Below are 14,945 nucleotides of genomic sequence, written 5' to 3'. Positions count from 1 at the left end.
TTGACGTCATCCCCGCCTTCCTCCGGCTTGTCACCGGCAGTTTCTCCAGAGTGCCCAACCAAATGATGGCAACTGAAGATGGGGGTTGCGCTCGTTGCGGGACTTAACCCAACATCTCACGACACGAGCTGACGACAGCCATGCAGCACCTGTCTTACCGTCCCCGAAGGGAAAAGTACGTCTCCGTACCGGTCAGTAGATGTCAAGAGCTGGTAAGGTTCTGCGCGTTGCTTCGAATTAAACCACATGCTCCACCGCTTGTGCGGGCCCCCGTCAATTCCTTTGAGTTTCAACCTTGCGGCCGTACTCCCCAGGCGGAGTGCTTAATGCGTTAGCTGCGACACCGAAGTTCTAAGAACCCCAACGTCTAGCACTCATCGTTTACGGCGTGGACTACCAGGGTATCTAATCCTGTTTGCTCCCCACGCTTTCGCGCCTCAGCGTCAGTATCGGTCCAGTGAGCCGCCTTCGCCACCGGTGTTCTTCCCAATATCTACGAATTTCACCTCTACACTGGGAATTCCACTCACCTCTCCCGAACTCAAGCCGCCCAGTCTCAAGCGCAATTCCCAGGTTAAGCCCGGGGATTTCACGCCTGACTTGAGCAGCCGCCTACGCGCCCTTTACGCCCAGTAATTCCGAACAACGCTAGCCCCCTTCGTATTACCGCGGCTGCTGGCACGAAGTTAGCCGGGGCTTCTTCTCACGTTACCGTCATCATCGTCACGTGCGAAAGAGCTTTACAACCCTAAGGCCTTCATCACTCACGCGGCATTGCTGGATCAGGGTTGCCCCCATTGTCCAATATTCCCCACTGCTGCCTCCCGTAGGAGTCTGGGCCGTGTCTCAGTCCCAGTGTGGCTGATCATCCTCTCAGACCAGCTACCGATCGTCGGCTTGGTGAGCCGTTACCTCACCAACTACCTAATCGGACGCGGGCCCCTCCTTCGGCGATAAATCTTTCCCTGACAGTCTCCACAACCATCAGGCTCATCCGGTATTAGCTCCAGTTTCCCGGAGTTATTCCGAACCAAAGGGCAGGTTCCCACGCGTTACTCACCCGTGCGCCACTAAGGCCGAAGCCTTCGTTCGACTTGCATGTGTTAGGCATGCCGCCAGCGTTCGTTCTGAGCCAGGATCAAACTCTCAGGTTCTGTGCGGTATCCCAATCGCCGTCGCCGGCAATCAAGAACCTCGGCGGAAACCAACCTTCGTCGGCACCTAAACCCAAGTCCGTTCCTGAACCCCCGATCGCCCGAGGGTCATTTTCAGAGCATGTATTCAAGATGCGTTCTGGTCGTTTCCATGTTGCTGCCCGTACCGGGCCCATCATCGGAACCGCCGTCTGCGCATCCCTTCTCAAGACGTTCACTTGTTCAAGAACCCGTGACCCAAACGCAAATACGCGCTCAAACCACAACCCCGTCCTTGACCGATCCCCACGAGGATCAGCCCACACCCGGACAGGAAGGGCAAATTCCGTTTCGTCCAGCGGCGTTACCGCCAGAACCGCAACCCCTCAATCACCAGCGTCATCCGCCAGAACTCAGGGATCGCTTCGCCGTCGCGCCGTTCGTTGTCGCCCGCCGCGTCGGTGAACGGGGTTATAGTGACCCCACCGGGGGCCTGTCTACAGAAATCTTGCAGCACCATGACGATTTTTGCCGAACCTCAGGACCCCATACATATGCTCGCGCGCACGCGGGTGTAAGGGGCCCCAAAGGGTTTTTACCGCCGGTCGGCAAGGTCGCCCGGCTTCCTTCCAAATAAGGGCTTGGCCAAATAAGGGCTTGGCTTCCAGCCCCTATTGGCGTAAATCACCGGCCTCACACGGCCTCGTCCCCTTCGTCTAGAGGCCTAGGACACCGCCCTCTCACGGCGGTAACAGGGGTTCGAATCCCCTAGGGGACGCCAGCGTTTCAGCGTTTTGGCTGGAATTTGCGGGACAATTGCGGGACAGTAGCCTTGCAAAACATTGCAAGGAAGTCCCTGCCGTGGCCACCATCACCCCCCGGAAGAATTGAGACGGCCAAATCATCGGCTACCAGGCCAAGGTGCGCCGCCTCGGTCACAAGCCGGTATCCAAGACATTCGAGAAGCGCCGCGACGCCGAGCGCTGGGCAACGGGGGTCGAGGCCGATATGGACCGCCGCGTCCACCTCGATTACAGCCAGGCCGATTCCACCACGCTGGGCGCGCTCCTTCAGCGCTATCGTGAATCCGTGACGCCTACCAAGCGCGGCGCCAACCAGGAAGCCGGCCACCTACTGGTGATCGGGGACGATGAAATCTGCCTCCGGCGGCTATCGGATTTGTCCCCCAGGGACATCGCTGAGTTTCGCGACCGGATGCTGACTTCAGGCTATGCACCAGCCACGGTCGTGCGCCGAGTCAACCTCATCGCCACCGCCATTGGGCACGGACGCCGGGAATGGAGCATCCACATGCCGTCTAATCCCGCCGAGGCGACGTTGACAGCAAGGCCCAAGGGCGCCGACCGGAAGCGTGAGCGGCGCCTTCAGGACGGTGAAGAGGAAGCGCTGTTGGCCGGCCTAGCTGAGAGTAAGCATGGGTGCTGGCTCGCCCCTATGGCGCGGCTGGCGATTGAAACAGCAGCTAGGCAGGGGGAGATTTGCGCCCTGGATTGGTCGGATGTGGATTTGGATCGGCGGGTTATGACCGTGCGCGGACTCTCCGGCGCCGGGTCGAAGAATGGCGAGATTCGGCAGGTGCCGCTTTCGACGGCGGCCATAGCGGCCCTCCGGGCCTTCCCCACATATGGCGAGAAGAAGGGTGGCCCGGTGGTTTCGGTCGATCAGGCGTTGCTGAAAGTCACATTCGGGCGGGTCGTAGATCGGGTTGGAATTCTGGACCTAACTTTTCATGACCTAAGGCACGAGGCGACGAGCCGCCTGGCAAAGATCTATACCAGCCTAGAATTAATGAAAATCACGGGCCACAAGACGCTTTCGATGCTGGCGCGCTACTACCACGCGGATGCAGTTGAATTGGCGCGGCGGTTGGATTAGCGGGGCTGGCTAAACGGGGACGCTCATTAAATCGACCGATGAAATCAGAACATAAACAGCCGACAGTTGAAAAATGCAGTCAATTCGTTGACTCTCCAAGGCCGCCGGGAGTGGCGAACTAAGTTGATTGTAGGGAGAAAATCATTGGCTGAAATTACCAACCCGGAACCGGGAAAATGGCAGGTTAGGATTCGAACAAATCAGGGATACGTGACGAAAACTTTCAGCACAAAAGCTGAAGCTGAAAAGTATATAGCACAATTAACAGATGCGCCTTCTGAAGATACAAAGGATGATGAGCCGGACGAAGGCGGCCCCTCTTTATAATCTGACTCAAATGGAGTTGCCCAGTATGCCATACCTAACAGTTACACGTCTACCGACGGAAGAAGAAGTCGACCGAGATTGCAGCGGCTTAGAGTCTCATTCATTCTTGGCGGAAATGCGTAGATGTGCAGTTCCAGGCTATCCTTATACGGCAGTAGTTACCGTCAATGGATACAACGTTACGCTTGGCAATTACAATCTGTACTACGATCCATCATCCCCGCCAAGCTGGTACGTGATCACTGACCATTTGCCATAATTTGCCTTCGAAAGGGGCAGCACCGCTGCTGCCCCTTTCTGTTCACATCTGTGGTCACGGCAGGAAGACCGCCAGCAGGACCCCTGCCACCCCGAACGCCAGCCACGCCCCCGAGGACACCAGCGGCCAACGGCGCGTCAGGGCGGCTGAGATCAGTCCCAGGCCGAAACACCAGCCGGCCGGAGAGAAGAAGCTGGGATCAAGCTGTCGGCGGATTAGGACGATCACCGCGATATAGGCGCCCGCGCCCAGGAGCCATAGGAGGCCGGCCAGGCGCGGAGTCGGGGGATCGTTGGCGTCAGCTTCGGTCATTTCGGTATGGCCATGTTGCGGCGGAGCATCTCATCCCGAAATACCGCCTTCTTCTGACTGTAGTGGGATTCCGCGGCGGACAGCAGCCGTTCAATCGCCAGCAGGCACAGAGCCACCGGCGGAAACAGGATCACCTTGTTTGTCCGCCGAAGCCAGGGCGGGACGGTCCACTTCCGCAACTTCAAGCCGGACATTGCCGACCCGGGCGTCGTGGCGGCGCCGACCAGGAGGTCATGGGACCAGCCGAACTTGGGGCCTATGTTCGCTGAGATCTTGTAGGCTTCTACAAGTTCATCGTCGCTCAGCAGGCCGGGGAAGTCCTCCGGGCGCTCGATGGCCTGGTGGACGCGGGCCATGAGCATGGCCGCCTTTACGCCTCCCAGGCCCGGCCCGAAGGCCGCGACCTGGCGGGCCTTGATGCGCGCCAGCAAAGCCGACAAGGCGCCTACGTCCAGGCGGCGGACGGACAGCATCTCACGCAATAGCTGCTGACTTGTTGGATCCGTATAGTCCACCCGGCTTCCGGGCGAGGCTGTCACCTCCAGGCGCCATACCTGGATCGTTGGCGCGTCCAGGCCCCAGAACTCCACCAAGCTGACGCCGTTGTGGACCTGGCCCACCGGCAGGGCAGCGCGATCGATGCGATGGCCGGCCGCATCCGCGACGATTTCATGGGCGCCCTGGGTAAGCTGGCGGTCTAGCTCGGCCTCAGCTTCAGCTTGCTGGGCGGCGGGGTCAGCCGATGAAAGTTCGGCGGCGGTGGGCATTCTGGCGTGATCCGCGGCTACCTGTATCGAGAAAAACCAGGTAGGTTGTTGGACGAGGCGAACAAGGGCATATATCTCAAGCATAGGTGGGCCGCGCGATCATCGTTCCACGATAATCGCGGGGAAAAAGCGAATATCCTTGTAGGGAGAAAGGATTTTTGTTGCGTTAGCGAAACATTTGTGCTTGCACCTACGTATCTTTTTGAGTATTATGCTAATACAAGGCTCGATTAACCCATGTGGTGATCACGATGTTTGCCAGCAAGTATTTCACCAAGACCGAACGCGAACGCGCTGATAATGACTATTATCAGGCAAAGCGGGACGCTGCTGATGCGAACGCTGATTTTATGCAGCGATTGGTCATGCGCTCAGCGGAAGAAGGCCGTTACGCGCAAGTTGTTGCTTTGCGGGCCGAACTGGCGCGGTTGGACCCCGGCAACCCTTTGCTCCAGCCTACGGAAAAAGAAGAATATCTGGCTGACGGTAGCCGTCGCACGATCCTTCGTCAGGTATTTGACCGGGCTTTTGACGCTTTCATGATGCGGCATGGGGTTAAGAATCCTGCGAAACACAGGGGCTGAAAACCCCTGTGTCTCCCTTGCCTTAGCTTATTCCTTGCCAAGATTTCCAGGCCCTATTTCGCCGTCTTTGTTTTGCGGCCGCTTTGGTCTTCCGGCCCTGAAGCTGCCGGCATTCTGGATCTTTAACAGCGTCGCAACCGTCGAATTCTTCGCCTCGGTCGCTTCGCTTTCCCCGCCGCCATCGTGGCTGCCGAAATCAAGCAAATGCGACATCTGGGCGGTTATTTCGGAGCCGATCCCGAACGCCTTCCAGGCAATCACACCCATGGCCCCCGCTTCCAAGGCCAAAAATGAGAGCAGCTTGATCAAGCCGCCAGTAAATCCAGCCGTTCCGATATCGAACGCGAAGATAATTTCCTTGGTCACGAACGATCCGAACATCTCAAAGACGGCCAATCCAAGGAAAAATCCCAGAACCATCATCGCGGGTTCGAATAAAATACGCACCAGGAAGAAATATCCCTGCTTACCTGCATCGCCCGTTGGGCCATCTCCACTTGGATCAAGGTGCGCAAACATCCAAAACGGACTGGTGATAAAGAATATCACCGTATGACGGAACCAGTCATATATTTGAGTTGAGTATCGCAGAACGGGCAGGATCGGGAGAACATATGCCAGACCACCCATTAATACTTCCATGCTTGTGATGAAGCTGGAAATGAGGGGGCCGACGAACGACGTGACGGGTGTCAAATCAAGATGACCTCCGGTCCCAAAGACTTCAACGTCAATCCCGCTGAGAGTGAGGGCAGAGACAATAACCACCATGGTCGAATGGACCGCCACTAAACCCCAATGTCCGAAGTTAATCAGCCGGGTCATGAGGGTTCCTGTTTCGCTCTTTCCTTCGCTATTGCCGTCAATGCCGGTCGCCCAACCGATAATTCCATTGCCCGCCCACTGGTCCGAAATCATGCGAGCAATATTTTCCTCGCTGAGCAGCCTAGTGCGACATTCGCTATCCGTATTTTCGCATTTCTTGCCAGTCAACTTGTTGGTCGATGCGTTATAGACGGCAACCGATGAAGCAGACATGGACTTTATTTTCGATGCCACCTCCATCGCAGAGTTCATATGTTCGATGAAGTGCAGCGCCTTAATATTAGGCGCGGCAATATCCGGCTTCGCGCCCTCTACAGACGTCAAGATCGTTGAATTAACTCTATTTATTGTGGTTGCCCACCTCGCAATTCCCGTCCATCCAGCCCCCTTCATCTCATCCGACAGCGCGGCCGTCACGGTATTATTTGACAGAGCGCCGCCAATAGCCTTGCTGACGCGGTCTTGGAGGGCATAGGAGTAATAGTTTGAAAGAACATCAAGGTAATTTGTGTAATCTATTTTGCCCAACGCTTCCTGTTTGCCCGCATATCCAAGCACTTCGTTCTGGTTGCTTAGGACGGACTCCAGAACTATATTTGTGGCCATCGTGCCAAGGAGGCCGTTATCTAGCTCACTTTCGGTCGGAACTGCGTCGCTCCCGCTGGCAGCGCCTGGATTTCCGGCATAACGAAGAACATCATAGATCGCTTGGATTTGGGCATTGCTGACCGCGACGGCGATTTTCTGTCGCGCTTCTTCGATTTGGGCGCGCCCGCCCACGGTATCTATGACGCTTGTGTCCGGCGTGACTGTATTACCGATCACGGCGCCGCAGATGTGGTCGGCCATTCCAGGGGATAGTTTATTGGCGGACATTAAATTACCGGACCAATTGGAATTGCCAAAGGCAATGCCATTCTTAGCCAGGTTAGTTCCTTGCTCGGGGGCATTATAGGTAGTTAATTTGGTGTGTTCCAAATATCTGGCAATATCCTGTGGTAAATTTGGCGCTGACATATTGTTTCTATCTGCCGCTCTGTTCATCACCGCGCGGCAAATCATGATGTCAAGCAGCTTATTTATTGTCACTGATCCAACGGCTACAGAAGATGATGCCGGTACAAAAAGAGGAACCCCCTGTTCGACGAGGAGCTTTGTGCTAAAGCTAGTAATATTATTCGCAAGACCGATGCCGTTGACGGTCGCCGCGATAATTAATATTTGGACAAGACAAAATCCGCTCGGAAGCGGGGCCAAGAGCGGCAGCGCGATTACGCTTCGAAATATCGGCCAACCATTATTCCAATATTTACCCGCAACATTCCCTTCCTGTGATGTATTCCAGATGCCAACAATGACATTATATGCCATCCTGTACGCCGCCAAAACGAAGACTATTTTCGTAATTATGCTGACGACGTTAGATATTACGGTCGACGTATGCGACGACACGGCGCCAGACGCAACACCAGGGCCGAAAATGGCGACAAGGTATTTTACCATTGGGTCAGTTGATGTATTTGTGCTTTTCAGAGAGTCCAGCAAGTATTTCGCCGTGGCGTCCATTTGGCCAACGACGCTGGAAAGCGCGTCCGTCGTCTCTGAATTATTTGTCGACGCGCTGTCGCTGGCCAAGGCAAACGAGGGAATGGCCACGGAAGACAGCAGCACGAAGCAAATAACTCGAATAATCCGCATCTTTTTCATGGCCTTACTTCCCTTAGTTCAGAGGTGGCTCAGGAGAGACAGCGCGCCGGCCAGGGCGGCGAGGGCGGCGATATCGCCCAGATCCCGCAGGATCCGGCCTTGGGGCGTATCCCCCGCCCGGCGCCGCCAGGCGAGGACCCGCGGAAAAAAGCGGCCGATCATCAGGGCCGCCGGCGCCGGCCGAGCCGGGCGACCAAGGCCAGGAATCCGATCATCGCGGCCACGCCCCCGGCCACCGCCACCGGCGCCGCCGACGCCCGGTCGAACGTCAGGATCCCGCCGGCGATCGCGGCCCAGGGCGCCACGGTGGCCGCCCGGCGGGCTCGATTTGCCGCCCACCGCCGGGCGGCCGGCCAGCCCATTTCCTTCCTGGCGGAGTAAAGCGAAGAAAATACACCCGCGATCGCGTAAGCCGTCAAGACAACCACCATGACGCCCGCAATCCAGACGGCCAGGATGTCATGGTGAGATGTGAGGATGAACCAGCGGAAGGCCACGAGAAACAGCGGAGCGATGACCAGCGCACGGATACACCAATCATATTCCCCGTTTTCCCTGAGCTTATTGTCGAACTCCGCAACATCGTCCTGCGCGTTGACTTGTTCGTTACTGTTGTTGGCGGTAATTTTCGTGTCTCCTTCAAGGTTAGAATTTAAAAACGCTGTAGACGCCCAGGGCGAGCGTCGCGGCCGAGGTAATTAGGCCCATCGCCGTGAAAGTCGCCCCCGCCGGATGCTTGCAGAACCAAGTAATAGCGTCGCGAAGACCGCCACCCAACGCGCCTTGCGGGTGTTCCTGGGCGACTTTGACTACAGCAATTGCTTGCCGATGCAGGAGCATGACGACGATGATCCAATAAAAGGCCCATTGATAGGCCCGGTATGCTGGCGCTTCGTCACCAATCTGGGTGAAGGCCAATAGCGACGTCGCAAAGGCTAAGCCGAAGCCCGAATAGACCCAGTGCCGCCACCCGACGAGGCGCCGAAGACGGCGGCCAAAATCGTAATTTTCGGCCGTGTCGATTTCCTCCACTAAGTGGATGTAACTTATTCTATTGTCTTTCATTTTGATCCATCATCTGTTTAACGAGTTTACGCAGGTCACTCTCGATTTGTTTCCGCTGCTCTATTGGTATCCAGAGGTTAACTCTGACTAGACCAGCGGCTTCTCGGGCCTTTTTCATCTTCATTTGTCTTTGTTTATCCTTTTCTTTTTGCGCTCTATATCGTCGAGCCGCCTCAGCGGTGTTTATCATCCTTCTCTCTCCTCCATTTTGGCCTCACAGACCGTTCTTTGACCGGTCTCACCCAAGATATTGTCGGCCGGAACGTGGTTGACAAGTGTTTTTTCACGTTGAACAACGTTTTTTGCAAATAATCAACGTCGACAAGTCGAATAAATGGCGTCGTCTTGACCAGATTATAGCGTTGGCCAACGTCGGCTCACGTTGGCCAACGCTTAGCATGGACCAGTTAGGATGCGTCCTAATTTTGCCATGTGCTATTTTTTACTTGAACTGGACCGGCAGCCGACCATCTGACTTTACGGAGGGAGCAAGGCTCCCCGACCGGCTCCCTTCGGGGCCGTTCGGACCTTGCCAAGGGGGTTACCCCCCTGGACCCCCCGGGGCCGCTGACGCGGCCCCGGCCCTAACTAGCTGGCGAGTGCAGCATGGTAGATCTGGCGGATCTTGGTGGGCGCGAGGGTGACGGTGGCGCGGGGCGTCGCCGTCACCGCCGCCCGCGTACGTCCCGCCGGCCGGGTCAGGTGCGGGCCTGCCGGATCCAGGCCAGGCTGTCCGAGGCCGAGGCTGAGGCCCTGGCCGCCCAGGCCGCAGCCGCCGGCCTCAGCCGCGGGGACTACCTTCGGGTCTTGGTGTCGGCCGGGCTCACGCAGCCGGCGGCCCGCGACCTAGCGGCCGAGGAGGCCGAGCGTCGCCGCGTTTGGTTGCTAAGTAATATCGCCAATAATATCAACCAGATAGCGCACCACGCCAACTTGTATCGCGAGGAAGCTGACGCCCGCCAAATAATTCAGGCACTTCGGAAAGTCGAGGTGGCTATTTCCCAGGCCATGGACCAAATCCAATGATGGTGATGTGGTCAGGGCACTCTGGCGCGGACGATAAGACCGGTCGAGGTGCGATAAAGTACCTCCTAGACGAGTCGGTTTACAAGGAAGGGCCGGACGGTAAGAAGTCATTGGTCCTTCGTGACCCAAAGCCGGAAATCCTTCGCGGCGATCCGAAGTTGATGGCCGCACTTATTTCGTCCATTCCGTTTGAGCGAAAGTATTCGTCCGCTGTCTTGTCGTTCGCCGCGAGCGACATCAATGTCGCCGAATTCAATGCCGGGGACAAAGAATTACGTCACAAGATCAATGATTTAATCGATGGATTTGAGGACGTGGCATTCGCGGGTATTCCCCGCGAAAATCGCCCTATGACGCTTTGGTCGACCCATACGCACTTGGGTAGACTAGAATTGAACGTGGTTATACCACGCGCCATACTTCATGGCGGGCGTTTAAAGTCGGTCAATCCTTGCCCCCCGGGCGCCGAAGCACGAAATACTTACGATGCACTTCGGGATTACTGGAACTGGCGGGAAGGCTGGGCTGATCCGACGGACCCGGCCCGGGCCCGGCCGGTCGCGCCGGCCGGCCATCTGGCCAAGGCCGGGCGAGCGGATCAGCGGGAGGAGCTTGCCGCCGGCGTCATGGCTGAGATCCAGGCCGGCCGGATCTCGGATCGGGCTGGGGTGTCCGCCTGGCTTGCCGGCCAGGGCTGGACCCTGCGGCGGGAGGGGGCCGACTATTTGAGTGTCGTTGGCCCCGCCGCCCCCCATGGCCTGCGGCTTAAGGGCCCGCTTTTTTCCTCGACTTTTCAGAAGGTTAGCGACCTACCGGCGGGCTTGATCCCGGCCGCCGCCGCCGAGGCCACGCCGGCCCGCCGGACAGATCCGGCCGAGGCCGCCGCGCGCCTGGCCGCCCTGGTCCAGCGGCGCGGAGACTACCACCGGAGCCGCTTTTCCTGGGGCGGGGACGAAAAAACGCGCTCTGATTTGGCCCTACGTCGCGCGAAGGCTGACGGAAGGGAGTGGGTCCAGAGAAAGGCCACGGAATGGAGCAAAAAGCGCTATCCCCTGCCCCCCGCTGTCCTCGCCCGCCTTCGCTTTATAGATCCGGCCGCCGGCCGCCTCGTGTTGACCGGCGGGACGCAGATCCTGGCGGGGACGGCGCGGATCAGAACCACCAACAGCCGCGATTCAGAACTCCATCAACCTGATGATCCAGGAGGCCAAGAGCCGGGGGTGGGGGTCGATCAGGGTCCTCCAGGGTGATCGGGCCTTCCGCAGCCAGGTGACCCGCGCCGCCCGCGCCGCCGGCCTGGCGGTCGAGGCCGACAGCGGCCCCCGTGTGGCCCGCCTTGTTCCCCAATTGTTCTTATCAACCGCACCCCAACCGCCGGGAGCGCCCGGCCGCAATAGTGAGGAAAAAAATGACTTTGTTGCCCACCATCGACCTGCCGGAATGGGACGCGCCGCCGTCTCTGTTGTCGAACGCGGCGCCAGCCCCAGCCCGGGAGCAGGACCCGCTGGCGCTGGAGGAGGCGGGCACGGACAGCCTGCCGCCGCTCCCGGATCTGGCGCAGCCGACCCCGTCGCCGGGGACGGCCTTGGCTTTGGCCCGGGATCCGGAGGCCGAGCGGACCGCGGAGATTCAGGAATGGGACGATTCGGCCGGCCGGGGCGTCAGCGTGGTCCCAGGGGTCCCGCTGCGCCCCGGGCGCCAAGCCCTGGTGGGCGGCCAGCACTCCCCCCGGGTACCATTGAGTCGATGCGAATCGTGCCACTGGGCGATCTGGATGGGGCTTGGCGAGACCAGCGGACGGCCGGCATCCGACCCGATTTCGGCCCAGGTGTTTTGCCAGGTCATGCGGGCCATCGTCTGGAAAAGCGAGGAAAATCAACCACCTATCCTAACCTGCGACGGGGCCTCGATCCCGCCGCGCGAGGATTAGAGGTCGCCCCCTCCCCGCAGCCGTCCTTCGAAGGGGGCGAAGCCCCTGGCGCCGCCGGCGCCGTCGCGCCGACGCCCGTTCGGGCGTCCTCCGCTCCCCCTCCTTCTCTCCCTCCTATCCGGGTCCAGACAGCGCCGCAGGCGCTGTCGCCCTCCTCCGAGCCGGACATCACCCATGCCGCACCAGCCTATGCAGCCTATGCGCCTATCCCGGCCCTCACTGGACTTTCTGTCCGGCCAGCAGCCGCCCCCGCCCTCTTCGATCCGCGTTCCGCCTCCGGGGCTCGCCAGGGCGGCCAACCGCCTGCTGTGGCAAGTATACCTGTCGTTGCTGGCCGCGAACCGCAAGTTATCGGCGCCGCACTCAGCGGACCCGGAGAGTCAGCAACACCCAGTTCAGCCAATAATTCAGGAGGCTATCGAGGAAATGGCGGACTTGATGGCAATTCTCTCGCTCAACCCACCAATTCCGCCGGACTTGACTACTCCAAGCCCGACACCAAGGCCAACACCGCCGCAGCAGAAGCCAGCCACACAGATGATGCTCGACTTGTTGGACCTCGCCAATCTTCAATTCGCAAAGAAAGAGGGGTTATTGTGACTCAGAGCGCTCCACGTTTCGACCCCGCCAAGTCAAAAGAAGAAGCCGAGCGAATGAAGTCAGGCATAGATTTGCGGCATGTCGCCGCTCATTTCGGCTTTACCGTGGATAGTTCCGCGTCTAGCGCTAATCATACGGTAATGAGAAAGGATGCGGCTAAAGTCATTATTGGACGCTCGCCTAAAAATGGCCATTGGGCATGGTCGGACAACACGGGCCACCAGGGGTATGTCTTTGATTTTCTTTGTGAATACGCCGGAATGAAGTACGGCGATGCCAAAGACTTCCTGCGTGATTTCGCCCCTGGCGTCGGCGTCGCTGACCTCCCTGCGGCGCCCAGGGTCCGCACCCCGGAAGAAAAAATAGCGGCAGCCGAGGCAGCACGGGAAGAATGGGCCGCCCTTCCTAGTAATTCTGATGTACCCGCATTCCTGACCAAAGTCCGCGCTATCCCTGAGAATGTTATTCGTAGCGAGCGTTTCGCGGGGACTTGGAAGAAAGATAGCCGGCATAATGCCATCTTCCCATATCGCGACAGCAAAGGTCAAATTATCGCGGTCGAGAAACGAAATCGTGCAACGGCAGATGGCGGACGTTCATTCCGTCTTTATTCCGCAGGAGCGGATATAGGCGTGTGGCGTAGCAATATCCGCCCGAATGACAGTGAATTGGTGGTTTGCGAAAGCCCGATTGATTGCATGTCGCATTACGCCATTCACAGAGAATTGCGTAATACAGCCTATATTGCGATCCGTAACGGCGTCACTCGGCGTCAGCTTGAAGCTATTTTCTCTTCTTTGCCAGACGGGATGCATATTACTTCAGCCGTTGACTCAGACGCCGCCGGTAATGCCTATCACTCGTTGATCGAGGAGGCCGCGAAGCGGGTCGGGCGGCCCTTCGGCGATGGTCGACCGACCAGCACTGACGGTGGGCGGGACTGGAATGAGGTGCTGGCTTCACGGGCAGCCGCCCGCGAAGCTGAGGTAAAGGCCCGCCCACCTGGCCCGCCCCGCGTCGCACATCTAGTTGATTCAAAAGCCCCTTTCGTGGCGGGGGAGGCGAGGGAAGCGGCGCGCCTCCGGCAGGAGGAACAGCGCCGCCAGGCCCAGGCCGCCCAGACGGAGCAGGCGCGCCGGGCCGCGGATCGCCCGGGGCCGGCACCAGGCTGACCCAGGTTTGGTCTGGGCCTGGCCCAGGATCGGCCAGGCGCGGCGGGCGGGGCGGTGGGCCAGAACCGGGCCCGGGAGCTTGAAAGTAAAGGGTTCGTCTTTGGTCGGGGCCGCCAGGATAGGCGGCCCCTTTTCTTCCTTTTCTTTGCAGGCGCCTGCGGCGCCTGGGCCCTGGTAGGGAGGAAAAGGGGAAGTTCAGAGAAGAGCCCCACCGCTGCGCGGCTGAGAAGGTGGCGGGCTCCGCCCCTATAACGCAATGCTGGCCAGCATTGTTGACTTTTTATTTGTTTTATGTGCCGCCATTCATTTTCATATTGAAGATAGCGGGTCTTACTACTAAATTACGCTCATCAAACTGACCTACAGCCCCTTCCTGATGCTAAGTTTTATTCGGAGATACAGATATGGACAATGAAAAGATTGTCACCTTGGCCGCCAGCATTGTTGCTGCCAGCGCCGCCAACCCTGCTACGCCCCCGGATCGACTGCCGGCTCTACTTGCCGAGGTCCATTCCGCTCTGACCCGGCTTTTGTCGATCCCGGTTGCCGAGCCGGTTGTCGCCGCCCTTGTTGTCGAGCAGCCTGCCCCCGCGCCGAAGCCGGTCCCGGCGGTGCCAGTCCGCAAGTCTGTGACGCCCGACTACATCGTCTGCCTGGAGGACGGCAAAAAGCTGAAGATGCTGAAGCGTCACCTGCGCACGGCCTACAACCTCACGCCGGACGAGTACCGGGCGAAATGGGGGTTGCCGGCGGACTATCCCATGGTCGCGCCGAACTACGCCGAGCAGCGTTCCGGGCTGGCCAAGGCCGCGGGCCTGGGTCGGCGGGCCGAGGCCGCCGAGTAGATCTGACCTAGTTAATGCCTCACCCAAGCCCCGGCGATCCCATTGCCGGGGCTTCTCTTTTTCCGATCTTTCTTGCCTATTTCGTAGCGTTATTCTACCGCCACAGACCCCGGATCCGGGGGATGGTTTGCCTTCCCACGGGGCCCGGAGGGCCAGGTCTGGCCCCGGCTTGAAACACTCAACTCTAACTGTAGCTCGCCTTTTGCGGCTTTACCCCAGATCTCCGACATGTCGATGACCTCGTAACGGTCCCGCAGTACCTCGGTTCCGGTCCGCGTGTCGGCCACGCCGATAATGACCTCCCGGAGGTCGCCGAACTCTTCCCCCACCTTTGATTCGCGGACGAACTCAAGCCGCTTCTTGCCCTCTTGGATCTTGGCCTTGATGGCTCGGATGTCTTCGCAAAGGGTGCTGATCTGGCCTTTCAGGTGCAGGATGTGGGCCCTCACCGCCTCGCGTCTCGCCTTGTCGGCCACGCCCAGGGCCCTAGCCTTTTC

At 58.8% G+C, this 14,945-nt stretch carries 15 protein-coding genes, 1 tRNA gene, 1 rRNA gene and 1 pseudogene (1 of these 18 only partly in view); 9 read left to right on the top strand and 9 right to left on the bottom strand.

Translation table 11 applies throughout. From position 1 onward, the window contains the following. Nucleotides 1-1,154 (bottom strand): 16S ribosomal RNA (locus UCD39_RS13575) (it extends 344 nt beyond the left edge of the window). 343 nt (nucleotides 1,155-1,497) lie between these two features. Beyond that, nucleotides 1,498-1,653: a hypothetical protein gene (locus tag UCD39_RS13570; protein ID WP_330495676.1), complete on the bottom strand. Its 156-nt coding sequence runs from the start codon at nucleotides 1,651-1,653 to the stop codon at nucleotides 1,498-1,500. 185 nt (nucleotides 1,654-1,838) lie between these two features. Here UCD39_RS13570 and UCD39_RS13565 point away from each other — a divergent pair. The 3 genes from UCD39_RS13565 (at nucleotide 1,839) to UCD39_RS13555 (ending at nucleotide 3,356) form a co-directional block, all read left to right on the top strand. Then, nucleotides 1,839-1,914, top strand: a tRNA-Glu gene (locus UCD39_RS13565). Between the two features lie 140 nt (nucleotides 1,915-2,054). Then, nucleotides 2,055-3,029 (top strand): site-specific integrase, encoded by a 975-nt coding sequence (locus tag UCD39_RS13560; RefSeq protein WP_330496519.1) that lies wholly within the window; start codon nucleotides 2,055-2,057, stop codon nucleotides 3,027-3,029. A 144-nt stretch (nucleotides 3,030-3,173) separates the two neighbouring features. Continuing rightward, a complete protein-coding gene (locus tag UCD39_RS13555; RefSeq protein WP_330496518.1) occupies nucleotides 3,174-3,356 on the top strand; it encodes a hypothetical protein in 183 nt (60 codons plus the stop codon). 313 nt (nucleotides 3,357-3,669) lie between these two features. Here UCD39_RS13555 and UCD39_RS13550 read toward each other — a convergent pair whose 3' ends face one another. Both UCD39_RS13550 and UCD39_RS13545 read right to left on the bottom strand, forming a co-directional pair. Then, nucleotides 3,670-3,927 carry a hypothetical protein gene (locus tag UCD39_RS13550; RefSeq protein ID WP_330496517.1) on the bottom strand — a complete coding sequence of 86 codons (258 nt, stop codon included), beginning with the start codon at nucleotides 3,925-3,927 and terminating at the stop codon, nucleotides 3,670-3,672. After that, nucleotides 3,924-4,694 (bottom strand): hypothetical protein, encoded by a 771-nt coding sequence (locus UCD39_RS13545; protein ID WP_330496516.1) that lies wholly within the window; start codon nucleotides 4,692-4,694, stop codon nucleotides 3,924-3,926. Before UCD39_RS13545 ends, UCD39_RS13550 begins: the two co-directional genes overlap by 4 nt. Nucleotides 4,695-4,933: 239 nt before the next feature. On the opposite strand from UCD39_RS13545, the gene UCD39_RS13540 reads away from it, so the two are divergent. Then, nucleotides 4,934-5,278: a hypothetical protein gene (locus tag UCD39_RS13540; protein WP_330496515.1), complete on the top strand. Its 345-nt coding sequence runs from the start codon at nucleotides 4,934-4,936 to the stop codon at nucleotides 5,276-5,278. A 27-nt stretch (nucleotides 5,279-5,305) separates the two neighbouring features. Here UCD39_RS13540 and UCD39_RS13535 read toward each other — a convergent pair whose 3' ends face one another. The 4 genes from UCD39_RS13535 to UCD39_RS13520 all read right to left on the bottom strand — a co-directional run bounded on the left by UCD39_RS13535 (nucleotide 5,306) and on the right by UCD39_RS13520 (nucleotide 8,875). Continuing rightward, on the bottom strand, nucleotides 5,306-7,810 hold the full coding sequence (locus UCD39_RS13535; protein ID WP_330496514.1) for a DotA/TraY family protein: 2,505 nt from the start codon (nucleotides 7,808-7,810) through the stop codon (nucleotides 5,306-5,308). 18 nt (nucleotides 7,811-7,828) lie between these two features. Continuing rightward, nucleotides 7,829-7,972 carry a hypothetical protein gene (locus UCD39_RS13530; protein WP_330496513.1) on the bottom strand — a complete coding sequence of 48 codons (144 nt, stop codon included), beginning with the start codon at nucleotides 7,970-7,972 and terminating at the stop codon, nucleotides 7,829-7,831. Then, nucleotides 7,972-8,307, bottom strand: coding sequence for a hypothetical protein (locus UCD39_RS13525; RefSeq protein WP_330496512.1), 336 nt, complete (start codon nucleotides 8,305-8,307; stop codon nucleotides 7,972-7,974). The genes UCD39_RS13530 and UCD39_RS13525 overlap by 1 nt, the downstream gene beginning before the upstream one ends. A gap of 148 nt (nucleotides 8,308-8,455) precedes the next feature. Next, on the bottom strand, nucleotides 8,456-8,875 hold the full coding sequence (locus tag UCD39_RS13520; protein WP_330496511.1) for a hypothetical protein: 420 nt from the start codon (nucleotides 8,873-8,875) through the stop codon (nucleotides 8,456-8,458). A 606-nt stretch (nucleotides 8,876-9,481) separates the two neighbouring features. Here UCD39_RS13520 and UCD39_RS13515 point away from each other — a divergent pair. The 5 genes and pseudogenes from UCD39_RS13515 to UCD39_RS13495 all read left to right on the top strand — a co-directional run bounded on the left by UCD39_RS13515 (nucleotide 9,482) and on the right by UCD39_RS13495 (nucleotide 14,448). Then, nucleotides 9,482-9,901 (top strand): plasmid mobilization protein, encoded by a 420-nt coding sequence (locus UCD39_RS13515; protein ID WP_330496510.1) that lies wholly within the window; start codon nucleotides 9,482-9,484, stop codon nucleotides 9,899-9,901. Nucleotides 9,902-11,095: 1,194 nt separating this feature from the next. Next, nucleotides 11,096-11,155, top strand: a pseudogene (locus UCD39_RS28525) (hypothetical protein); the annotation flags it as partial. 154 nt (nucleotides 11,156-11,309) lie between these two features. Next, nucleotides 11,310-11,831, top strand: a complete 522-nt coding sequence (locus UCD39_RS13505) for a hypothetical protein (RefSeq protein ID WP_330496508.1) — start codon at nucleotides 11,310-11,312, stop codon at nucleotides 11,829-11,831. A gap of 596 nt (nucleotides 11,832-12,427) precedes the next feature. Continuing rightward, nucleotides 12,428-13,603: a DUF3991 domain-containing protein gene (locus UCD39_RS13500; protein WP_330496507.1), complete on the top strand. Its 1,176-nt coding sequence runs from the start codon at nucleotides 12,428-12,430 to the stop codon at nucleotides 13,601-13,603. A gap of 404 nt (nucleotides 13,604-14,007) precedes the next feature. Continuing rightward, nucleotides 14,008-14,448, top strand: a complete 441-nt coding sequence (locus UCD39_RS13495; RefSeq protein ID WP_330496506.1) for a Ros/MucR family transcriptional regulator — start codon at nucleotides 14,008-14,010, stop codon at nucleotides 14,446-14,448. A gap of 89 nt (nucleotides 14,449-14,537) precedes the next feature. On the opposite strand, the gene UCD39_RS13490 is transcribed toward UCD39_RS13495, so the two are convergent. Further along, nucleotides 14,538-14,924, bottom strand: coding sequence for a hypothetical protein (locus tag UCD39_RS13490; RefSeq protein WP_330496505.1), 387 nt, complete (start codon nucleotides 14,922-14,924; stop codon nucleotides 14,538-14,540). Nucleotides 14,925-14,945: the final 21 nt, after the last annotated feature.

It is taken from the genome of Nitrospirillum karajorum, assembly GCF_036348415.1.
Lineage (GTDB): Bacteria > Pseudomonadota > Alphaproteobacteria > Azospirillales > Azospirillaceae > Nitrospirillum > Nitrospirillum amazonense_B.
The sequence above is the reverse complement of the archived record's forward strand: the minus strand, read 5'-3'. Positions and strand labels throughout refer to the sequence as shown.